Source organism: Pseudomonas sp. CCOS 191 (assembly GCF_001007005.1).
Lineage (GTDB): Bacteria > Pseudomonadota > Gammaproteobacteria > Pseudomonadales > Pseudomonadaceae > Aquipseudomonas > Aquipseudomonas soli.
In genome coordinates, this window is sequence record NZ_LN847264.1 from 103,531 (window position 1) to 125,424 (window position 21,894).

The 21,894-nt window shown below is 65.7% G+C and carries 18 protein-coding genes and 1 pseudogene; 6 read left to right on the top strand and 13 right to left on the bottom strand.

All coding sequences use genetic code 11. From position 1 onward, the window contains the following. Positions 1-17: 17 nt before the first annotated feature. From CCOS191_RS00515 to CCOS191_RS00530, 4 genes are all read right to left on the bottom strand, one after another. Positions 18-1,424 (bottom strand): M16 family metallopeptidase, encoded by a 1,407-nt coding sequence (locus tag CCOS191_RS00515; RefSeq protein WP_046853640.1) that lies wholly within the window; start codon positions 1,422-1,424, stop codon positions 18-20. 31 nt (positions 1,425-1,455) lie between these two features. Further along, entirely contained in the window at positions 1,456-3,114 is a 1,659-nt protein-coding gene (locus tag CCOS191_RS00520; protein WP_046853641.1) for a Na/Pi cotransporter family protein, read from the bottom strand. Positions 3,115-3,339: 225 nt separating this feature from the next. Beyond that, complete coding sequence (locus tag CCOS191_RS00525) at positions 3,340-4,110, bottom strand: TerC family protein (RefSeq protein ID WP_046853642.1); 771 nt, start codon at positions 4,108-4,110, stop codon at positions 3,340-3,342. 72 nt (positions 4,111-4,182) lie between these two features. Next, positions 4,183-5,490 (bottom strand): CitMHS family transporter, encoded by a 1,308-nt coding sequence (locus CCOS191_RS00530; protein WP_046853643.1) that lies wholly within the window; start codon positions 5,488-5,490, stop codon positions 4,183-4,185. A 269-nt stretch (positions 5,491-5,759) separates the two neighbouring features. Between CCOS191_RS00530 and CCOS191_RS00535 the strand changes: the two genes are divergently transcribed. Further along, positions 5,760-6,161 carry a GFA family protein gene (locus CCOS191_RS00535; RefSeq protein ID WP_046853644.1) on the top strand — a complete coding sequence of 134 codons (402 nt, stop codon included), beginning with the start codon at positions 5,760-5,762 and terminating at the stop codon, positions 6,159-6,161. A 37-nt stretch (positions 6,162-6,198) separates the two neighbouring features. Here the strand turns inward: CCOS191_RS00535 and CCOS191_RS00540 are convergent, their stop codons facing one another. The 6 genes from CCOS191_RS00540 to CCOS191_RS00565 form a co-directional block, all read right to left on the bottom strand. After that, positions 6,199-8,157 carry a DUF7844 domain-containing protein gene (locus CCOS191_RS00540; protein WP_046853645.1) on the bottom strand — a complete coding sequence of 653 codons (1,959 nt, stop codon included), beginning with the start codon at positions 8,155-8,157 and terminating at the stop codon, positions 6,199-6,201. Continuing rightward, positions 8,154-8,474: a DUF2388 domain-containing protein gene (locus CCOS191_RS00545; RefSeq protein ID WP_011531558.1), complete on the bottom strand. Its 321-nt coding sequence runs from the start codon at positions 8,472-8,474 to the stop codon at positions 8,154-8,156. Before CCOS191_RS00545 ends, CCOS191_RS00540 begins: the two co-directional genes overlap by 4 nt. Positions 8,475-8,509: 35 nt before the next feature. Continuing rightward, positions 8,510-8,803 carry a DUF2388 domain-containing protein gene (locus CCOS191_RS00550; protein ID WP_046853646.1) on the bottom strand — a complete coding sequence of 98 codons (294 nt, stop codon included), beginning with the start codon at positions 8,801-8,803 and terminating at the stop codon, positions 8,510-8,512. A gap of 86 nt (positions 8,804-8,889) precedes the next feature. Next, positions 8,890-9,207 carry a DUF2388 domain-containing protein gene (locus CCOS191_RS00555; RefSeq protein WP_046853647.1) on the bottom strand — a complete coding sequence of 106 codons (318 nt, stop codon included), beginning with the start codon at positions 9,205-9,207 and terminating at the stop codon, positions 8,890-8,892. Positions 9,208-9,504: 297 nt separating this feature from the next. Beyond that, complete coding sequence (locus tag CCOS191_RS00560) at positions 9,505-9,717, bottom strand: DUF1127 domain-containing protein (protein ID WP_011531561.1); 213 nt, start codon at positions 9,715-9,717, stop codon at positions 9,505-9,507. Between the two features lie 374 nt (positions 9,718-10,091). Further along, positions 10,092-11,480, bottom strand: coding sequence for a NorM family multidrug efflux MATE transporter (locus CCOS191_RS00565; RefSeq protein ID WP_046853648.1), 1,389 nt, complete (start codon positions 11,478-11,480; stop codon positions 10,092-10,094). A 155-nt stretch (positions 11,481-11,635) separates the two neighbouring features. On the opposite strand from CCOS191_RS00565, the gene CCOS191_RS00570 reads away from it, so the two are divergent. The 3 genes and pseudogenes from CCOS191_RS00570 to CCOS191_RS28615 all read left to right on the top strand — a co-directional run bounded on the left by CCOS191_RS00570 (position 11,636) and on the right by CCOS191_RS28615 (position 14,727). Further along, on the top strand, positions 11,636-12,565 hold the full coding sequence (locus tag CCOS191_RS00570; protein ID WP_046853649.1) for a LysR substrate-binding domain-containing protein: 930 nt from the start codon (positions 11,636-11,638) through the stop codon (positions 12,563-12,565). A gap of 182 nt (positions 12,566-12,747) precedes the next feature. Next, positions 12,748-13,860: pseudogene (locus CCOS191_RS28610) on the top strand (Cache 3/Cache 2 fusion domain-containing protein); the annotation flags it as partial. A 135-nt stretch (positions 13,861-13,995) separates the two neighbouring features. Next, on the top strand, positions 13,996-14,727 hold the full coding sequence (locus CCOS191_RS28615) for a methyl-accepting chemotaxis protein (protein WP_371041516.1): 732 nt from the start codon (positions 13,996-13,998) through the stop codon (positions 14,725-14,727). A gap of 61 nt (positions 14,728-14,788) precedes the next feature. Here the strand turns inward: CCOS191_RS28615 and hglS are convergent, their stop codons facing one another. Beyond that, positions 14,789-16,174: a 2-oxoadipate dioxygenase/decarboxylase HglS gene (gene hglS / locus CCOS191_RS00580; protein ID WP_046853651.1), complete on the bottom strand. Its 1,386-nt coding sequence runs from the start codon at positions 16,172-16,174 to the stop codon at positions 14,789-14,791. Positions 16,175-16,319: 145 nt separating this feature from the next. After that, a complete protein-coding gene (locus tag CCOS191_RS00585; RefSeq protein WP_046853652.1) occupies positions 16,320-17,219 on the bottom strand; it encodes a LysR family transcriptional regulator in 900 nt (299 codons plus the stop codon). Positions 17,220-17,355: 136 nt separating this feature from the next. On the opposite strand from CCOS191_RS00585, the gene amaB reads away from it, so the two are divergent. After that, positions 17,356-18,846 (top strand): L-piperidine-6-carboxylate dehydrogenase, encoded by a 1,491-nt coding sequence (gene amaB, locus CCOS191_RS00590; protein WP_046853653.1) that lies wholly within the window; start codon positions 17,356-17,358, stop codon positions 18,844-18,846. Positions 18,847-18,929: 83 nt separating this feature from the next. Continuing rightward, positions 18,930-20,216, top strand: coding sequence for an L-pipecolate oxidase (amaA, locus tag CCOS191_RS00595; protein ID WP_046853654.1), 1,287 nt, complete (start codon positions 18,930-18,932; stop codon positions 20,214-20,216). Positions 20,217-20,339: 123 nt separating this feature from the next. Here the strand turns inward: amaA and CCOS191_RS00600 are convergent, their stop codons facing one another. After that, the gene (locus CCOS191_RS00600; RefSeq protein WP_046853655.1) at positions 20,340-21,767 is read right to left on the bottom strand and encodes a mechanosensitive ion channel domain-containing protein; all 1,428 of its coding nucleotides are present in this window, start codon (positions 21,765-21,767) and stop codon (positions 20,340-20,342) included. Between the last annotated feature and the right edge of the window lie 127 nt (positions 21,768-21,894).

The following is a 21,894-nucleotide window of genomic DNA, read 5'->3' on the forward strand; positions in this document are numbered from 1 at the left end:
GACAGGATACCGCCGAATCAAGGCTCCCGTGTAGCACCACTGGGGCGATTGGCCACCACGCGGCGCCGGCGGACCAGCCCCGCGGCCAGGATCAACCCCAGCAACAACGCCACCAACCCATACAGCTCGTCATACCCCAGCAACGGCTTCTCGATGCGCAGGTATCCCGGCTCCTTGAGCAGCTCGCGCAGCGCCGCATCGGCCTGTTTCAGGCTGACCTGGCGAAGCTCTCGCACCGGGTCGGTGAAACGCCCGTCCTCGTAGGCGTTGAGCGCCCCCCAGTAGTAGTCGGCGAGCGCCGCGTTGCCCTGGGTGGTCCAGCTCTCCCGGGCAATCGTCGCCTCCTTGATGCGGGCGAAGGTGTCCGGGTCCAGGCCATGCTTGCGCAGGTGGTCGAACAACTGCTCGAGTACCTTGAGTGCCTTGTCGAGGTCCTGGCGCTCGAGGTCGGCATTCAGGCTGAGCAGCCCGCTGTCGCCAAAGCTCTCGCGTTGTGCCGACGGCCCGTAGGACAACCCGTGGCGCAGGCGCAACTGGTCGTACAGCGCCCAGTCCAGGTAGCGCGACAGCAGCTCGAGGGTCTGGTCATGCCCCTCCTCCAGGGTCGGCTCGATGAACAGCCAGTGCAACTTGACGCTGTCGCCCAGCCAGCCGCGGGTCAGGTCGCGGCGCTGCTCGGCCTGCTGGCTGATGCTTTCGAGGTTGCGGCGCTCTTCGGGCTCGGTCGCCGGCAGCTCGCCAAAGGTGCGTTCCAGGTAGGCTGGCAGCAGGCGGTCGAGGCCGCCGACGACGATCAGCGACATGTTGTTGGCCACATACCAGTGCTCGCGCAACTGCTGGACCTGTTCCAGGGTCATGTCGTCGAGGTTGGAGCGCTCGGGGCATTTCAGGCCCAGTTCGGTGGCCAACTGGTCGCTGGCTGGGTGGCCGATGTCCTGGCGATCGAGCCAGCGCTGCAGGCGGCCGTAATGGCCACCGTCCTCGCGTTCGATGATCTTTCTCGCGGTGGCCAGCGCCTTGGCGTCGATGCGGGTGTCGCGGACCACCGCCAGCAGCAGGTCGAGCACCTTGCGCTGGTTGCGCGCCGGGGCTTCGATGACGAAGGTGGTGTCGGCGCTGCTGGTGAAGGCGTTCCACTCCCCGCCCAGGGCCTGGATGCGCTCCTCCAGGCCGCCCTCGCCCGTTTCGTCGATACCGCTGAACAGCAGGTGCTCGAGCAGGTGTGGCAGCTCGCGCTGGTCACAGTCGAAGTCGTCCAGGCCCACGCCTACCACCAGGCGGATCGACACATGGTCGCGCTCGTAGCCGGACTTGAGGATCACCTGTAGGCCGTTGGGCAACAGGTAGCCCTCGACCCGCGAGCGGTCGAGGGCGAGCGTGGGCAGGCTGCAGATCAGCAGGCAAACGAACAACAGGCAACGCATAGGCGAGCTTCGGTCTCCGGGGTGTCTTGGCTCAAGGCTGACGGGCTTCGTCCGGCACGCTGTCGAGCATCAGCCCGCCGGTGTCGGTGCCGCCCAGTACCACATAGGCACTGCTGCAGAACAAAGAGTTCAAACGCTTCATGTCGGCAATGAGCTCCAAGTGTAGCGAACTGGTCTCGATACTCTGCACCACTTTACGTTGCAGGCGGCTGACATGGGCGTGGGCCAGGCGCCGCTCCTGGGCGCGGAAGCGACGTTTCTCGCGCAGCAACTGCTGCGCGCTCTGCGGGTCGGCGCTGAGGAACACCGACAGGCCCAGGCGCAGGTTGGCCAGCAATTGCTCCTGCAGGCCGGTCAACTCCTCCAGGCCGACCTGGGAGAACTCCCGGCGCTGCGAGGTTTTCTGCTGCTGCACCTTGCGCAGCATGCGCTCGATCAGGTCGCTGGCCAGCTTGAGGTTGATCGCCACCTCGATGATCTCTGCCCAGCGCCGGTTGTCCTGCTCGGCGAGGTCTTCACGGGGCATCTGCGCCAGGTACAGCTTGATGGCGTTGTACAGCGCCTCGGCATCCTCCCCGAGGGCCCGGACCTGTTGCGGCAAGGCTGTCTGGGTGCCGCGCAGGGCGCCAAGCATGGCCTCGAGCAGGCTGTCGACGATATCGCCCAGGCGCAGGGTCTCGCGCACGGCGTTGACCAGCGCCAGGCTGGGGGTGTTCAACGCGGTCGGGTCCAGGTGGCGTGGCTGGTGGTGGCCATTGCCGTTGTCGCGTTCGGGCAGCAGGTAGCTGCACAGGCGGCCCATGGGCATCACCGTTGGCAGCATCAGCAGGCAGCGCAAGGTGTTGTAGAGCAGGTGGAAGCCGATCACCAGCTCTTGCGGGCTGAAGCTCAGGCTGTCCATCCAGGCCACCAGCGGGTGCAGCACCGGGATGATCAGTAGCAGGCCGACCACCTTGTACAACAGGCTGCCCAGCGCCACCCGGCGCCCGGCGCTGTTCTGCAGGCTGGTGGTGAGGAAGGCCAGCAGGCCGCTGCCGATGTTGGCGCCGATCACCAGGCCGATGGCCACCGGCAGGCTGATCACTTCGGCGCCCGCCAGGGTGGCGGTGAGCAGCACGGCGGCCAGGCTGGAGTAGGAAATCATGGCGAACAGCGCGCCGATCAGGGCGTCGAGGAGGATATCGCCGGTGAGCGAGGCGAACAGCACCTTCACCCCTTGGGCGTGGGTGATCGGCGCGGCGGCGTGGACGATCAGTTGCAGCGCCAGGATGATCAGGCCCAGGCCGATGCCGACGCGGCCCAGCTGGCCGGCGCGGGTCTGCTTGCGCGAGAGGAAGAAGATCACCCCGAGGAAGATCAGCAGCGGCGACAGCCAGGACAGGTCGAAGGTCAGCACCCGCGCCATCAGCGCGGTCCCGACGTCGGCGCCGAGCATGATCGCCAGGGCCGGGGTCATGGCCATCAGGCCCTGGCCGACGAACGAGGTGACCAGCATGGCGGTGGCGTTGCTGCTCTGCACCATGGCGGTGACCAGGATCCCGGCGATGAAGGCCAGCGGGCGCTTGTTCATGTTCTGGCCGAGCACGCGGCGCAGGTTCGAGCCATAGACCCGCAGGATGCCGGTACGCACGATATGGGTGCCCCACACCAGCAATGCCACGGCGGAGAGCAGATTGAGCAGGGTCAGCATGGTCGGGCCCCCTTTTCTTCTATGCCCCTGGGCGGGGCCAATGGGTGCAGCGGTGAGCCTGGCCCGGGGGTGGGCTGTTTTTTCCAGTGCTCACTGAAGCTTTAGTTGTTTTGCCTGGCTGGCGCCAGCTTGGCATGGGTGAAACGTATTTGAAACATGCCCTGGCCTCATCGTCGGCAACAAAAAAGGCCCCGAAGGGCCCTTTCGCTACCGCGCTTCCTGGGCTTATTGACCCGGGATGTCCTTGCGCAGTTTCACTGGATCATGCTCCTTGCCCTTCTTGCGTGCCATCGCCGTGCGCATGCGGATGTTGATCGTCTCCACCGCCAGCGAGAAAGCCATGGCGAAGTAGACGTAGCCCTTCGGCACATGCACATCGAAAGATTCGGCGATCAGCACGGTACCTACGACGATCAGGAACGAAAGCGCGAGCATCTTCAGCGACGGGTGCTTGTCGATGAAGTCGCTGATGGTGCCGGCGCAGAGCATCATCACCAGTACCGCGACGATGATCGCGGCGATCATCACCGGCACGTGGGAGACCATGCCCACCGCGGTGATCACCGAATCCAGGGAGAACACGATGTCGATGATGGCGATCTGGATGATGGTGTAGAAGAACTTGCCGCCCGCGCCTTTCGGCTCGTCAGGGTTCTCGTCCTCGCCTTCCAGGCCGTGATAGATCTCCTGGGAGCTTTTCCACAGGAGGAACAGGCCACCGAAGAACAGGATCAGGTCGCGCCCGGAGATACCCTCGCCCAGCACATGGAACAGGTCGTCGGTCAGGCGCATGACCCAGGTGATCGACAGCAGCAGCATGATCCGCGTGACCATGGCCAGGGCCAGACCGAAGATCCGCGTGCGCGGTTGCATGTGCTTGGGCATGCGGCTGACCAGGATCGAGATCATGATGATGTTGTCGATCCCGAGCACGATCTCAAGCGCGGTGAGGGTGAAAAAGGCAACCCAGATTTCCGGGCTGGTCAGCCATTCCATGTGTATTCCTTCGAGCGGTAAAGGCAAAGCGCCCTGATGGCGGGCGCTTTGCGGTTGGATGAGGCGCTTGTATTACAGACTGCTGAACAGCGGGAAAGTCCCCAGTGCCAGTGCGCCGAACATTATGCACAGGCACACCAGCACTGCCCACTTGAGGGTGAAGCGCTGGTGATCGCCGAACTCGATGCCGGCCAGGGCAACCAGCAGGTAGGTGGAGGGTACCAGCGGGCTGAGCAGGTGTACCGGCTGCCCGACGATCGACGCGCGGGCCATTTCCACCGGGGTGACGCCGTAGTGGCTGGCGAACTCCGAGAGTACCGGCAGCACGCCGTAGTAGAAGGCGTCGTTGGACATGAAGAAGGTGAACGGCATGCTGACCAGTGCGGTGATCACCGCCATGTAGGGGCCGAACGCTTCCGGGATCACCGCCAGCAGGCTCTTGGACATGGCATCGACCATGCCGGTACCCGACAGGATGCCAGTGAAGATGCCGGCGGCGAAGATCAGCCCGCTCACGGCAAGCACGCTGGAGGCGTGGGCGGCGATGCGGTCCTTCTGCTGCTGCAGGCACGGGTAGTTGACGATCATGGCGATGCTGAAGGCGATCATGAACAGCACCGGCAGCGGCAGCACGCCGGCGATCAGCGCGACCATCAGCGCGGCGGTCAGGGCGCCGTTGAACCACAGCAGCTTGGGCCGGCGGGCTTCGGGGAACTGCGACACGCTGATTTCGCTGTGGTCGATGTCGTCGGTCGGCAGGTGCAGTTCACCGAGGCGGGCACGTTCACGCAGGCCGTACCAGTAGGCGATGGCGAGGATCGCCAGCACACCGAAGGCCATGGCCGGGATCATCGGCACGAAGATGTCCGAAGGGTCCACGTGCAGGGCGCTGGCGGCGCGCGCGGTAGGGCCGCCCCACGGCGTCATGTTCATCACCCCGCCGGCGAGGATGATCAGGCCGGCCATGATCCGCGGGCTCATGCCCAGGCGGCTGTACATCGGCAGCATGGCGGCGCAGCAGATCATGTAGGTGGTGGCGCCGTCCCCGTCCAGGGACACCACCAGGGCCAGCACCGCGGTGCCGACCGAAACTTTCAGCGGGTCGCCCTTGACCAGCTTGAGGATCTTGCGCACGGCCGGGTCGAACAGGCCGGAGTCGATCATCAGGGCGAAGTAGAGAATGGCGAACATCAGCATTACGCCAGTGGGCGCGAGCTTGCTGATGCCCTGCAGCATCATCGGGCCGATGTCGCTGTAGAAGCCGCCGAACAGGGCGAACAGGATCGGTACCAGGATCAGCGCGATCAAGGCCGACAGGCGCTTGGTCATGATCAGGTACATGAAGGTGATGACCATGGCGAAGCCGAGGAAGGTCAGCATGGCGGTACTCCAGGCGTGGCGCGGCGAAAGGAAGGACGATTCGGGCGGATCAGCGCGTCAGGCGCTGCGCGAGGAGCAGGCGGAGGGGGACTGCGAAAAGGCGGGCACAGGAAAACATCAGAATCACCATTGTTGTTGTTGATTGGGCCGGGGCGCGGAAGTTTCCGGGTGCCCTGGCTGGCCGGTCTGCTGCCGGTGGTGGCGCTATCCTATGTGGGCAAGCTTTCAGCCAGCTTTCGGCTGGTGCCAGGCGACGGGAGGTCGTTTCGATGGTGGATGTCGTGGAAGGCGGGTGCCATTGCGGTGCCCTGCGTTATCGCTTGGCGGGCGCCCTGGGCGATGTCGCCCATTGCCATTGCTCGATCTGCCGGCGGGTCAGCGGGGGCACTCTGGTGACCTGGGTCACCCTGCCCTTCGAGGCTTTCCAGTGGTTGGCGGGCTCACCGCAGCGCTACATGGCGCCGGAAACCTGTAGCCGCTATTTCTGTGGCAGTTGCGGGGCGCACGTGGCGCTGGTGACGACCCATAGCCCGGATTCGATCGATGTGACCGTGGCGACGCTGGATCACCCGGAGCGGGTGCCGGCCAATCGGCATATCTGGGTGGAGAGTCGGTTGCCGTGGTTGCAGGTGGATCAAGGGTTGCCGGAGGAGGACGAGGAAAACCTGTAGGGCATTGTGCTGCTTCTTCTGGCCCTATCGCCATGTACTAGGGCAGCTGCAACCCCCCGGCTGCCTTGTGCAACGCCCTCAGATGCTCGCCCACCTGCTTGATGTTGGCCTCCACCGCCTTGATTTCCCGGCCCCGCTCAGGCCCCAGCAGCGCCCTCACCTGCTGGTCGAGGTCGGTGCTCAGGCGCAGCAGCTGCGCCTGGCGCTCGCTGCTCACCTGCTCCAGTTGCTTGCGCTCGTCCGGCTGCGGCAGGCCGTACCCCCCTGCCCCGAGCAACTCCGCCGGGCGGCTGAGGAAGCCGCTGTTGGCCAGCATTGCCTGCAAGGTTTCGTTGGCCTTGTCGAAACTGCCGTCCTTGAGCGCCCGCCCGTTCAGGTAGCGTTGCTTGACCTCATCCTGGGCCAGCAGCAGCTGGCGCCGCAGCCCGGCCTGTTCGAGCAGCAGCAAGGCCGCGCTGGTGCGCAGGTCGGCGCGGTCGAACCACTGGCGGCGCTGCTCGGCGTCCAGCGTCAACCAGTCCTCCACCGTCGTCTGTTTGATCGGCAGCTGCTTGCGCAACACCTCGAACATCGCCTGGTAGCGGTCGCGGTAAGAGTCGAAGCGATAGCCCAGGCGCAGCGCTTCGCGTGGATCGTCGAGCACGCTGGTATCGGCCAGTCCCCTGCCCTTCATGACCTCGAGCAGGCCGTTGGGCATGATGCTGTCCAGGTCGTTCAGGCGTGGATTGCCAGTGCCGCTGCGCAGCAGCTTGAGTGACTCCACCGCGCAGTTGTTGGACAGGAAGTAGTAGTTGCCGTCGTAGCTCCAGTGCATCTCGGCGGCCTGGCGCACCAGGTTTTCGATCTCGTCGCGGCTGAGCTTGAGCGGCACCGAGGCCAGGCTGCGCAGCTCGGTCTTGGTGTACTCGTCGATCACCTGCCCCAACGGCAGCACGAACAGCCGCGACGGGTAGGCGCCGACCAGGCCGTCCCAGCTGGACAGCTGCACATCGTTGACGAAGGCGCGGTATGACAGCACCAGGCTCTGGTCGAGGTCCAGGCGACAGGCCGGCCCGCGTGGGCGACCCGGGGCGCAGATCACCAGGCGCAGCATGCTGTGGCCCCAGCGGCTGACCCAGTTCTGGTTGGCTTCGGCCAGCAGGTAGTCGACCTCGTAGACCCGCTCCGGGTCGATCTCGCCCAAGGGTTGGCGGGCGAAGTCGTTGCCGGCGTTGAGGAACGGCAGGCCCTTGGCGCAGGCGTCCTGGCGCGGCGCCCAGTCGAAGTGGTCGCGCAGGTACTGGTTCAGTGCCGGGCGGCGACAGGCGTAGCTCGGGTCGAGGAGGAAGTACTCCATATTGACCGCGACGAACTCCTTCGGGCTGCTCAGCTCGTAGGGATCCGGGCTGCGCACCAGCTGGCCGTTGTGCTGCTCGCGCTCGCCGCGCCGGCCGACGTACTGCGGCCAGCCGGCCAGGTCCAGCAGGCGCGGGTCGTCGCTCAAGGTGAAGCGGCGTTCGGCCTGGCCGCGACAGTCCTGCGGTAGGCCGACCTTGCCAAGCGCGCCCTGCTGGCGCTTGCAGCGGCTGATCAGCTGGCGCTCGGCCTGTGGCCACAGGCGGGCGCGGTCATAGATATGGGTCAGCTCGTGGAGCACGGTGGCGAGCAGTTCTTCGCGGACCGTGCCATGGGGGCGGTTGGTCTTCTCGCGGGCGGCGCTGCCGTCAACGAGGCCCGGCAGCAGGCGCCGGTTGAGATCCAGGCTGGCGACCGGCGAGGCCTGGCCATAGGCATCCTCGGGCATGCGCGAGGTCCAGCTGACCAGGATCTGCCGGTCGAGCTGCTGCTTGAAGCGCGGTGGCAGCTTGGCCATGGCTTCGTCGAGCAACAGTTGGCTGGCCTGCCGTTGCGAAGGGTCGAGGCCGTCGGTCTGCAGCACCAGCTGCAGATCGGCCAGGGCGGGCGTGCCAAGCAGCGTCAGGGCGCAGCCCAGCAGCCAGGCACGCATGCGCTTCACAGGGCGAGGATGGCTTCGGCCAGCACCTGGTCGCTGGCGTCGCGGGCTTCGGGCACACGGGCGCGCAAGGTGTCGAAGGCGGCTTCGAGCTGCGCGCCGCGGATGTCGCCGTTGCTGGCGACGAAGCTGGCGGCGTCGTCGTGGGCTTCACGCACCACTTTCGAGTCGCGGATCGAGGTGGTGGTGTCGGAGGTGAAGTCGATCGAACGGCCAAAGGCGCGGACGATGATGTTGCTGGTGGCCACCAGGGTGTGTGCCTGGGCCAGGTCGGCGAGCAGCAGCATGCCGAGGGTGGCGGCGATCAGCGGTTTACGCATGGAGCATCTCCGGAAATGCAAGGGAGCGGGTGTAGTTATTGGACGAGAATCGCCTCGGCCAGTTCACGGTCGCCGACAGAGTGCCGGGCGCAGCCGTGGCGCAGGGCGTCGAACGCCGCCTCCAGGCGGGCGCCACGGATCAGGCCGTCGCTGGCGACGAACACGGCGGCATCGTCACGGGCCGCGACGATCCGTTTGCGGTCGAAGGGGGCGGCAGTCACCTGGCTGGTGACGTAGCCCGAGATGACCAGGCTCTGGGTGGTGGCATCCATCGCCTGGGCGCTGTTCATGCAGGCCAGGGCGACAAAGGAAAGCAATAGGTAACGCATGGGCTTTGAAGTGGCGATTGTCTCGGGCTGCGAAGGCTACCCCGGATGCACGGCTCGGGGCCAGTGAATCCGGGGCAAAGGCAAGGTCAGATGGCGAGGATGGCGCGCGCCAGCTGCGCATCGCTGGCTTGCAGGGCCGGCAACTGCTGGCGGATGTGCACGAATGCGCTTTCCAGCTTGGCGCCGCGGATGGCGCCATCGCTGCCGACGAAGCTGGCGGCATCGTCACGGGCGGCCTTGACGATCTTGTCGTCGCGGAACGAGGAGGAGATATCGGACGTGGCGTCGGTCGAGGCGGCTACGGCGCCGACGACGGCGTCGGTGGTGACGACGAAGCTGGTGGCGTTGGCGGCACCGGCGAGGGACAGCAGCAACGCGGCGCCAATCAGGTGATAACGGGACATGTTGGTGGACTCCTGCACAGGGTCAAGGTTGGTTCTGGTTATCGGACGCTCGCTTGGCTCGTCACGGTACTTTATATGCCAGGCGCGTAAGACAAGCGTAACACGCGGCGGTTCTGACGCCTGGGCGCGAAAAACAGATCAAATCGTAACTGTATCTATAGAATTTGAGATTTTTAGAACTGTTACGGTTGCTTGCGCAAGTGCTCTACTGCGCGGCTTAAAACAAAAAAACCGCCGCAGTTGCCTGCGACGGGTTCTTGAGAATTCACGGTGCCGGCCTGGGCCGGCGGCCGGCGCTTAGCGCCAGAAAGGCTTGCTCAGCTCTTCGTAGCGCTGCGACTCGCTGATACCGGCGTCGGCCAGCAGGCGGGAGTCCAGGCGCGCCAGTTGGCGGCGGCTGGCCATGCGGCGCTGCCACAGTACCAGGGTGGACAGGACGCGCAGCGGCAGGGCGGCGTTGGAAGCTTGGGCGTTTTCGAAAACCAGGTCGGAACTGAGGGTACGTTCCATGATGTGTCATCCTTCCGCTTGTGGCGGCATTAGGGAGTGATTTAACTGGTGCCCATCTTCCTCCTCTCTCGTCCAGAATAGTAGGTACAGTTCAGGTGTATTGTGATGGGCCAGTTAACTGTTGAAAGCGACTGTTGCACCGGTTATTGAGGGAACTGTACTGGTGCGCACTTTTTTGGTGCGGTTTTGTGGTGTTGGCAGTGAAATAGTCGGCAGGAAGTGAGGTATATAGCAGTACAGTAGTACAGTTTTAGATGGATGCTGGCTTCAAAGTGTTCAGCGATACAGTTGCGGCGCTCGATCTCAAGGGCGCCGCAGGGCCACCGCCAGGCACCTGCCGGCCATCACACGATCCTAAGTGCCACAGCAGTCCCTCAAGCCGACACCGCCGCCCGCCGCGCACGCTCAGCCTTGCCCAGCAGCCGCTTCATCCGCCATTCGAAGCCGAACGTCAGTGCCACCGCCGCGCAGGCCAGCCCCAGGGCCAGCCCCCACCAGATGCCCTGTGCACCGCCACCGAAGGTGAAGGCGAACAGCCAGGCGCTGGGCGCGCCCACCAGCCAGTAGCACACCAGGCCGATCAGGAAGGTGGTCTTGGCGTCCTTCAGGCCACGGATCGAACCCATGGCAATGGTCTGCACGCCATCGAACAGTTCGAACCACGCCGCCACCATCACCAATTGCACCGCCAGCATGAAGATCGCGGCGAAGGCTGGGTCGTTGCGGTCGATGAACAGCCCGACCAGGGCATCCGGCAGCAACCAGAACAGTGCGGCGAAGGCGAACATCAGCGATGCGCCAAAACCAATGCCCACGCGCCCGGCGCTACGGGCCGCCAGCAAGTTGCCGGCGCCGTAATAAAGGCCGACGCGCATGGTCACCGCATAGGAAAGGCCCGTCGGCACCATGAACGCGGTGGAGACGATCTGCAGGGCGATCTGGTGCGCCGCCAGCTCCGTGCTGCCGAGCACGCCCATGCACAGGGCGGCAAAGGCGAACAAGCCCACTTCGACCATATAGGTGCCGCCGATCGGCAGGCCCAGCCGCCACAGCTCGCGCAGTGCCGGCAGGGAAGGGCGCAGCAGGCCCTTGCGCAGCGGGTAGGCGGCATAGGCCTTGTGCCAGCGGATATAGAGTGCGAGCGCGATGGCCATGCCCAGGGTCACCACCGCCGTGACCAGGCCGATCCCCATCAGGCCCAGCTTGGGCAGGCCGAACATGCCCTCGATCAGGGCGTGGTTGAACAGGTAGTTGAACACCGTGCCCACCAGGCTGATGACCATCACCGGCGTGGAGTGGCCCAGGGCACTGGTAAAACCGCGCAGGGCCATGAACGTCATGTAGCCGGGCAGGGCGAGCGGCAGCAGGGTCAGCAGCTGCATCGCCGAGTCGACGTTTTCTGGCTTCTGGCCGAACAGCAGCAGCACCGGCTTGAGGTTCCACATCACCAGCGCCGAGACCAACGCCAGGCCCCAGGCCAGCCACAGGCCGCTCTGCGCCAGGCGGGTGACGCCCTCGATGTCGTTGGCGCCCTTGCGGATGGCCACCAGTGTGCCGACCGCGGCGATCACGCCCAGGCAGAAGATCGACACGAACGAATAGCTTGCCGCGCCCAGGCCACCGCCGGCCAGGGCCTGCGGGCTGATGCGGGCCATCATCAGGGTGTCGGTGAGCACCATCAGCATGTGCGCCAACTGCGAGGCGATCAGCGGCCCGGCCAGGCGCAGCAAAGCCTTGAGTTCGGTGGTGGGCGCGACGTGCATGGGGGCGGTCCTTGTTGATGATTCTGGAAGCGAGCCGTCGATTCTGAGGCTTCGGTCAGCTTTGCACAAAAGGATAAATGCGATCAGTGTCATGAGTATGACTCATGCCTGTATGATCCTTCGCACCGACCCAGCTCCCGTATGACAGGTGCGCCATGATTCGCCAACTGCCTCCACTCTATGCGTTGCGCGCATTTGAAGCCGCTGCTCGGCTGAGCTCGTTCACCCGTGCCGGGGAAGAGCTGGCAATTACCCAAAGCGCGGTCAGCCGGCATATCCGCACCCTGGAGGAGCATTTCGCCTGCCGCCTGTTCGTGCGCAATGGCCGCAGCCTGCAGCTGACCGAAGCCGCACGCATGTTGCTGCCCGGTGTGCGTGATGGTTTCGCCTCGCTGGAGCGGGCCTGCGAAACCTTGCGCGGTGAAGATGACATCCTGCGCATGAAGGCCCCCTCGACCCTGACCATGCGCTGGCTGCTGGCACGTCTGAGTCGCTTCCGCCATCTGCAGCCGGGCAACGAGGTGCAACTGACCAGCGCCTGGATGGATGTCGACCATGTCGACTTCAACCAGGAGCCGTTCGACTGTGCGGTGCTGCTCAGCGATGGCAGCTTCCCGGCGGACTGGGAAGTGCGCCGGCTGTTCTCCGAGTTGCTGATTCCGGTAGGGGCACCGGACCTGCTCGATGACGCGCCCTGGGACGAGCGGCGCCTGGCCGGCATCGAGCTGCTGCACCCCACGCCGGACAAGCGCGACTGGCGGGCCTGGCTGGCGCGCATGGGCCTGACCGACAAGGTCTCGCTCAAGGGCGGGCAGGTGTTCGACACCTTGGAGCTGGGCATGATCGCCGCCGCGCGGGGCTACGGGATCTCCATGGGCGACCTGCTGATGGTGGCCGAGGATGTGGCGCAGCGGCGGTTGAGCCTGCCCTGGCCGACCGCGGTGGCCAGCGGCATGGACTACTACCTGGTGTGGCCACGGACCCGGCCGGGCGGGGAGCGCTTGCGCAGGCTCAGCGTATTTCTGCAGGAGGAGGCGGAGGCGATGGATTTGCCGGCCGTGCAGATCCTTTCGGCGCAGGGCTAGCAACGTTCGAAAGGCCACGGAAAGAAAACGTTTGCGAATATCCCGGCCCCGCACTCAAGTATTTCCTGCAGACGCCGATCAACTTGCACCAGCGTCCCGGAAGAGGACGCGATTCCCCGTTGATAGGAAGCGGGCGGTCAGCGTGATCAGGACGATCCCGGCCTCTTGCCAGGAGCCTTGCCATGTCTCAACCGCGTGCCCGAATCGCCTCGCAACTCGGGATCGCCCTCGCCATCGTGCTGGCGCTGGTGATCACCGGTAGCACCCTGTTCGCCCTGCGTTCGCTGGACGACGCCAACCTCACCACGCGCCAGGCGCACCTGGCCAGCGAGGCGCGGCTGCTGGCCGACCAGCTCGACACCTTCCACGGTTCGCTCAAGGACAACACCCAGCGCCTGAGCGGCCTGTTCGAGCGCCGGTTCGCCACCGGCCTGGCGCTGCACGCGGGGGAAACGGTCAACGTCGCAGGCGCCGCGACGCCCGCGCTGTACCTGGGTGATCACCTGCTGAACAACGATTTCCACCAGGTCGACGAGTTCCAGCAGATGACCGCCGGCGTCGCGACCCTGTTCGTGCGCAGCGGCGACGACTTCGTACGCATCAGCACCAGCCTGACCAAGCAGGACGGCAGCCGCGCCATCGGCACCCAGCTCGACCGTCAGCATCCGGCCTATCCGAAACTGATGGCCGGGCAGACCTACGTCGGCCGCGCCGTGTTGTTCGACCGCAACTACATGACCCGCTACGTGCCGGTGCGCGATGGCAGTGGCCGGGTGATCGCGGTGCTGTTCGTCGGCTTCGACTACACCGACGCGCAGAATGCCCAGTTCGCCAACCTCAAGCGTTTCCGCATTGGCCAGACCGGCTCTCTGGCGTTGCTGGACGAACAGGGCAAGTGGCTGGTGCCACCGGCCGAGGTGCGTGACGGCGAGGCGGCGGCCCAGGCGATCAAGGCGATCAAGCCGGGGGCAGGGCGGTTCTGGAGCAGTGCCGGCGAGCAACTGTTCAGTGTCACCGAGCCGTTCGCCGAAGGCCCGTGGACCGTGGTGGCAAGCATGCCCGAGGGCGAAATCCGCGAAGTGACCTGGAGCGTCGGCCTGCGCCTGGCCATTGGCAGCCTGTTGGCGATGCTGCTTGCGGTGGCCGCGACCCTCTGGCTGCTGCGTCGCAAGTTGCGCCCGCTCGGTGACCTGGTGCGCCAGGCCGAGGCCCTGGGCGCCGGCGACCTCAACGCCCGCCTGAGCGTCACCAGCCATGACGAGATCGGCCAGTTGGCCCGCAGCTTCAACCAGATGGGCGATGCCCTGGCGACCATGGTCGAGCATATCCGCACCGCCTCCGACCAGGTCAGTGGCCGCGCCCGCTCGCTGTCCGGCCTGTCGTCCGGCGCCTGCGAGGGCATGGACCAGCAATCCGGCGAGATCACCAGCATGGCCGGCGCGGTGGAGGAGTTCAGCGCCACCTCGATGAACATTGCCGACAACATGGCCGGGACCGAGCGCATGGCCCGCGATAACGCGCAGCAGACCCGTATCGGTCGCAGCGCCATGGACGAAGCCTCGGTTTCGCTGCGGCAGATCGCCGAAGCACTGGGTGGTACCGCCAGTGTGATGGACACCTTGGGCGCCCGCTCGCAGGAGATCGGCGGCATAGTCGGCGTGATCACCTCGATTGCCGAGCAGACCAACCTCCTGGCGCTCAATGCCGCCATCGAAGCGGCCCGGGCTGGCGAGCAGGGCCGTGGTTTCGCCGTGGTCGCCGACGAGGTCCGCGGCCTGGCCGCGCGCACCCGCCAGGCCACCGACGAGATCTCGGGCATGATCGCCAGCATCCAGCAGCAGACCGGCCATGCCATCAGCACGCTGGAGCAGGGTAACCAGCTGATGCAGGAAGGCCTGGCGCGCAACGACAAGGTGGCCGAAGCCCTGGCGCGCATCGATGAGCAGAGCCGGGTGGCGGGCGAGCAGTTTGCCGTGATCAGCACCGCGACCCAGGAGCAGAGCAGCACCGCGACGGTGCTCAGCCGCAACCTGCAGAGCATCGCCCAGGCCAACAGCGAGCAGCGAGATGTGGCCAATGAGCTGGCCACGACGGCCCGCGAACTGGAAGGACTGGCGGGGCAGTTGCGCCAGGAAGTGGATCGGTTCCGCGTGGGCCGCTAAAACTTACGCGGCAAGCCTGCTCCCACCGACCCTGTGGGAGCGGGCTTGCCCGCGATGACGTTTATAGGGCCGACAGCCCCAACGCCTGCGCACACGCTTGCAACGACCTACGCTCGCTCTGCGCATACAGCGCCAGCTCATCCTGCACCTTCAGCCCCAGCGCCTGCTCGAAGGCCTCGCGGTTGGCGTTGCTGCCATAGTCGGCCTGGTCATCATCCCCCAGGTTGGACTGGAAGATCCCCGCCGCACTCACCGGCAGGAAGTCCTCGTACACCAGCGCCTCGTAATGCACATGCCCGGCGTCGATCAGCCCTTGCAGGGTAGTGGGGCGGCCGGGCTGCCCGCGCGCCGCCAGCCCCTTGTCGGTGGCGAAATAGCGGAAGTAGGCCAGCCCTTGTTCGCGCATCTGACCCAGATCGTCCGGAAATTCGGCGAAATGCTCGGCGAGCAGGGTCATGTAGCGTTCGGCATTGGCCTCGGCCGGCACGCCGCCCAGGGCCGCGCGGGTCGCGTCCAGCAGGCGGTCGTACAGCTGGCGCCCCTTGGGTGTCAGCGCCGCGCCGCGTTGTTCGATCTCGCCGAAGCGCGCCGTGTGGCTGCCCTGGGCATCGCTGAAAGCAACCTTTTCCTGCAGGGCCTTGAAGCTGGTCTGGCGCAGCAGGATCGGCTGGCGGCGGGTGGGCGGCCCTTCGACCACGGCCTTGGGTGGGATGCCCTTGGCCGGCATGCCGAGCTGGATGGCGTCGATGTCCAGGGTGCGCGGGGTCAGGTGGTTGATGTGGGGGCCTTTGAACGCCACCACGTCAGCGATCAGGCGGTGCTGGTCGTGCAGTTGCTGGTACTGCTCGGCGGTGACGGTGGCGTCCTGGTGCCAACGGAAGGTGTGCAGTGCTTCCTGGACGAAGGTCTCGGCATCGCTCGCGTTCAGGCCACCTTCGCGTTCGCATTGGGCGATCAGTTCCAGCACACGGGCGGTGAAGATCTGCCGCTGGTCGAGAATGCCCTGGGCCAGTTTGCGCAGTTGCGGGTTGTGGATAAGTTCCAGGCGCAGCAGCGAAGTGAACACGCGGAACGGGCTGACATGCAGCGACTGCTCGTGCACGGCGCGGAACGCGGTGGAATGTACCGGTACCCCGGCCGAGCTCAGGTCGTAGTAGCCGACGGGTGCCATGCCCATGACCGCGAACAGGCGGGCGATGGTGGCGAGCTCCTCGGCGGTGCCCACGCGGATGGCGCCATGGCGCTCCTGGTCGAGGCGTTCGATCTCGCCGGTCCAGCGCAGGGCCTCAGCCACCTTGGGCTGCGCGGCCATGACCTGCCGGTTGGTTTCGCTCACCAGTTCAAGCAACGTGCCGTACAGGGGGACTTCCTGCTTGTACATGAGCGACATGGCGGCAGAGAACTGCGCACGGATGCTGTCGGGGCTGACGAAATCGTGGGCGGGCATCGCAAGCTTCCTGGGTGAGTAGAGGACACTTACATGAAAGCTGGGAATGGAGCTGCCGTACAAGCGAAAAAAAGTGCGGGTTTCATTCCTTTTTTGATCGACCTTGACGGCCCCATAGCGGGGCAAGCCCGCTCTCACGATGGCGTCAGTGGTCGCGCCGCTGGATCTGCTCGGCAACCCACTCCACCAACGCCCGCACCTTGGGCACCTCCGCCGCATGCTCGGCATACGCCAGGTAATGCGCGCCATTGCTTTTCATCGCATGGTCCCAGGCCAGCACCAGGCTGCCCTCAGCCAGCTCTTTGGCCACCAGGTAACTGGGCACCAATGCCACCCCGCATCCGGCCTGCGCCGCGCTCAAGGCCATGTAGAAGGTATCGAAGCGCGGCCCATGGTAGCTGTTGTCTGTATGCAGCCCTTGCTCCAGGAACCATTCGTGCCATGCCTGCGGTCGCGAGGTGCTCTGCAGCAGCACCAGCTCCGCCACCGCGCTGGCGTCAGGCAGCGTGCGCCCTTGCAACAGCTCCGGGGCGCACACCGGTACCACTTCTTCGCCGAACAGCTCGATGCAGGTCGCCCCGGGCCAGGTGCCCTGGCCATAGAAGAACACCACGTCGGCCGAGCCCTGCAGCAGGGCGAACGGCTCCATTTCGTTGCGGATGTCCAGGTGCAGGTTCGGGTGGCGCTTGCCGAAGCCCTTGAGGTGCGGGATCAGCCAGCGCACGCCGAAACTCGGTTGAGTGGCTACCTTCAATACTTCGGTCTGCGAGCCGTAGCTCAGGACATAGCGGCTGGACATGTCCACCTGGGTAAGGATCTTGTTCACCTCGGCCAGGTACAGGCTGCCGGCCGGCGTCAGTTGCAGGCGGCGGCGGATACGCAGGAACAGGTGATGGCGCAGCATCTCCTCGAGCTGCGCCACTTGCTTGCTCACCGCGCTCTGCGTCAGGTGCAGTTCCTCGGCGGCGCGGGTGAAGCTCAGGTGACGGGCTGCGGCCTCGAAGCACTGCAGGGCGGTCATGGACGGTACCAGGCGTTTGGACATAAGCGGTCTCGGCGGCTGAAATCATTACCTGGTGGAATGATATGCGGAATAAAGGTCGTTTGTTGCACCCGAGTAATCGGATTAATACTGACCCACGACATTTTCAACCCCTTCACCCGATGTAAGGAGAAGCACGATGGTTGCTGGATTGCTCGAGCGCCTTGGCGTTGCCGCCGCGGCTCACACCCAGGGCGATTACCCTGTCCATACCCCCATCGACGGCAGCCAGATCGCCTCGGTGAAGTTGCTCGGCAAGGCCGACACGGTTGCCCGCATCGACCAGGCGCAACAGGCCTTCGAAGCCTGGCGCAGCGTGCCGGCCCCTCGTCGTGGCGAGTTGGTGCGCCTGTTCGGCGAAGTGCTGCGCGAGCACAAGGCCGACCTCGGCGAGCTGGTGTCCATCGAAGCTGGCAAGATCACCCAGGAAGGCCTGGGCGAAGTGCAGGAAATGATTGATATCTGCGACTTCGCCGTTGGCCTGTCGCGCCAGCTGTACGGCCTGACCATCGCCTCCGAACGTCCAGGCCACCATATGCGTGAAACCTGGCACCCGCTGGGCGTGGTCGGGGTGATCAGCGCCTTCAACTTCCCGGTGGCGGTGTGGGCGTGGAACACCGCGCTGGCGCTGGTGGCGGGTAACGCCGTGGTGTGGAAGCCGTCCGAGAAGACCCCGCTCACTGCGTTGGCCTGCCAGGCGCTGTTCGACAAAGCCCTGAAAGCCTTCGGCGATGCCCCTGCAGGTGTAGCGCAACTGGTGATCGGTGGCCGTGACGCAGGCGAAGCACTGGTCGACGATTCGCGCGTGGCGTTGGTCAGTGCCACCGGCAGCACTCGCATGGGCCGCGAAGTGGGCCCCCGTGTGGCGGCGCGCTTCGGCCGCAGCATCCTCGAACTGGGTGGCAACAACGCCATGATCCTGGCCCCGAGCGCCGACCTCGACCTGGCCGTGCGCGGCATCCTGTTCTCTGCCGTGGGCACCGCCGGCCAACGCTGCACCACCCTGCGCCGGCTGATCGTGCACCGTTCGATCAAGGACGACGTGGTCGCCCGTGTCAAAGCCGCCTACAGCAAGGTGCGCATCGGTGACCCGCGCAAGGACAACCTGGTCGGCCCGCTGATCGACAAGCAGTCGTTCGATGCCATGCAGGGCGCGCTGGCCAAGGCCCGCGACGAAGGCGGGCAGGTTTTCGGTGGCGAGCGCCAGCTGGCCGAGCAGTACCCGAACGCCTATTACGTGTCGCCGGCCATTGCCGAGATGCCGGCCCAGAGCGAGGTGGTGCGCCACGAGACCTTCGCGCCGATCCTCTACGTGCTGGCTTACGACGACTTCGAAGAGGCCCTGCGCCTGAACAACGAAGTGCCGCAAGGCTTGTCGTCGTGCATCTTCACCACCGACCTGCGCGAGGCCGAACGTTTCCAGAGCGCTGCGGGCAGCGACTGCGGCATCGCCAACGTCAACATCGGCACCAGCGGCGCGGAGATCGGTGGGGCGTTCGGTGGCGAGAAGGAAACCGGCGGTGGCCGTGAGTCTGGTTCGGATGCCTGGAAAGGCTACATGCGTCGTCAGACCAACACCGTGAACTACTCTCGCGAATTGCCGCTGGCGCAAGGGATCGTGTTCGACTGATGATCGTCGCGGGGGCTTTGCCCCCGTTTCGCCGGCTTGCCGGCGATGGGCCGCAACAAGAATAAAATCTGCTGGAGCCGGTCATGTCCGAACTGCGTCAAGAATGCTTGTGGGAACACGTCACCCAGCCGACCGTTGCCGCCCAGGCCCTGGCCGGCGAGCACAAGGCCGATGTCTGCGTGATCGGCGGCGGCATCACCGGCCTGTCGGCGGCCATCCATTTGCTGGAGCAGGGCAAGACGGTGATCCTGCTGGAGGCCTGGAAGATCGGCCATGGCGGCTCCGGGCGCAACGTCGGCCTGGTCAACGCCGGCACCTGGATCCGCCCCGACGACGTCGAGGCCACCCTCGGGCACAAGCAGGGTGGACGCCTGAACAAGGTGCTCGGCGATGCGCCGGGCGAAGTGTTCGCCATGATCGAGCGCCTGGGTATCGACTGCCAGGCCCGGCACCAGGGCACGCTGCACATGGCACACAATGCCACCGGTATCGCCGACCTCGAAGCCCGCCACCAGCAATGGACCCGGCGCGGCGCGGACGTCGAGTTGCTGACCGGCGCGCAATGCCAGGAATACTGCGGTACCGACAAGATTTCCGCCGCGCTGCTCGACCGCCGCGCCGGCACCATCAACCCCATGGGTTACACCCAGGGCCTGGCCGCTGCCGTGACCCGGCTGGGCGGCAAGCTGTTCCAGCAATCTGCGGTCGAAGGCCTGGAGCGCGATGGCGATGCCTGGCGGGTGAAAACGGCGCGCGGCGCGGTGCGTGCCGACAAGGTGGTGATCTCCACCGGTGCCTACACCGAAGGCGATTGGAGCAACCTGCAGAAGCACTTCTTCCGCGGCTACTACTACCAGGTCGCTTCCAAGCCGTTGCACGGCGCCGCCGCCGACCAGGTCCTGCCCCATGGCCAGGGCTCGTGGGACACCCGCACCGTGCTCAGCAGCATCCGCCGCGACGAACAGGGCCGGCTGCTGCTCGGCAGCCTCGGCCGGGTCGACAACAAGCCCGCGTGGTTCGTGCGCAGCTGGGCCGACCGCATCCAGAGCCACTACTACCCGGCGCTGGGCAAGGTCGAATGGGAGATGCACTGGACCGGCTGCATCGACTTCACTCCAGACCACCTGATGCGCCTGTTCGAACCGGCGCCGGGGCTGGTGGCGGTCACCGGCTACAACGGGCGGGGCAACACCACCGGCACGGTGATCGGCCGGGCCTTTGCGGAGTTTCTGCTCAAGGACGACCCGGACAGCCTGCCGATTCCGTTCTCGCCGATGAAGCCGGTGAGCGCGCCATCGTTGCGCACGGCGTTCTACGAGTCGGGGTTCTCGCTGTATCACGCCGGGCAATGCCTGCGGGTGGTGCTGTAGTTCCTGTGCCGGCCTCATCGCTGGCAAGTCGTGGCGGCGAACCGCAGCTCCCACAGGCTTTTGCACGTACCCTGTGGGAGCCGGCTTGCCGGCGATAGGGCCCGTGCGGGCGACGAAGCTCGGTCATTTGTGCAACCAGCTGAGGAAGCCACCCTTCTTCACCACCGCCGGCTTCTGCAACAACAGCGACTCGCGCTTCTGCCGCCGGAACCGTTGCAGTTTGGTCAGTGCCGACTTCACATCGCCGCTTTCGGCCAGACACCCACGCACCTGTTCCTTGTCGATGCGATACAGCATGCAGCCACTCAAGGCGCGAAACTCGACAGGCGAGGCCTCGTCATCCACCAGGCCCTCGAGCCCGAGCACCTCGCCGGGCCCCATGCGGCCACCCTCGATAAGCCGCTCGCCATCGCGAACCGACGCCAGCACCACGCCGCGACTGATCAGCAGCACATGCTCCGAGCGCTCGCCGATGTCGAGGATCACCTGGTCAGCGAGGTATTCCACCGTGGTCATGCGCTGGCTCAGGGCGTCGCGCTCTTCGTTGCTCAGCGAGCGGAACACCCGCACTTCGTCCAGCAGCTCGCGCTGGCGGCTGCGCACCGGGGCGCCCAGCTCGGTGTTCCAGGTCACGCCGCTGGCTTCCAGGTGGCGGTGGGCGAGGTCGAACAACTGGTTGCGCACCTCGGTCTTGCGCGACATCTCGGCGATGAAGCCGCTGGCCTCGTACTCCACTGACTCCAGTGTCGAAGCCTTTACCGTGACCTTGGGCGCCGGCTTGTCCAGCAGGATGCTGGTGCCTTGCAGGGTCTTCTCCAGCGCATCGAACACCCGTTGTGGGCGTACCTTGGCCGGCACCACCACGCTGATCGACACCCCGTGCACTTCGGCCGGGCGGCTGAAGTTGAGGATCTTGGCCTTGGCCGCCACCGAGTTGGGGATTACCGCCAGGCTGCTGTTGCCAGTGATCAGCCGGGTGGCCCGCCAGTCGATATCGACCACCTTGCCCTCGGTGCCGTCGATCGAGATCGCGTCGCCTATCTGGTAGGGCCGAGTGGTGTTCAGCACGATGCCCGAGAACACGTCGGCCAACGTGCTCTGCAGCGCCAGGCCGATGACGATGGCCATGACCCCTGAGGTGGCCAGCAGCCCCTTGACCGGCAGTTGCATCACATAGGCCGCCGCGGCCACCACTGCGGCTAGGAAGATCAACGCCCCCAGCACATCCTGCAGCAGGCGCCCACCGTGGCTGCCGCGGGCCACCAGCAACTGGCCGAACACCACGGTCACCGTGCGCGCGCCAAACAGCCACCAGCCGATCGCCAGCACCGTGGCCATCAGGTTGCGTGACACGTCGTCGGCCCAGGGGGGCGGTTGCAGCGGGCTCATGCCGGCCGTCAGCAACACCGCGCTGAACAACAGGAAGATCACCAGCCGCGTGGCGATGCGCCAGACCCTGTGCTGCAGCGGGATCAGCTGCCAGAGCAACAAGTCGAGGAAGATCAGCAAGGTGCCGAGCAACAGCGGGTACGACTGGATGAACGCCAGCATGGTGGTCTCGGTGCGGGGGAGGGCTGTGGGTAGTAATAGAGCAGGTTGGGGTGGCGGGCAATGGGGCAACGCCGTCCCTGTGGGAGCCGCGGTTCGCCGCTGCGACTTGCCGGCGATGAGGCCGGTG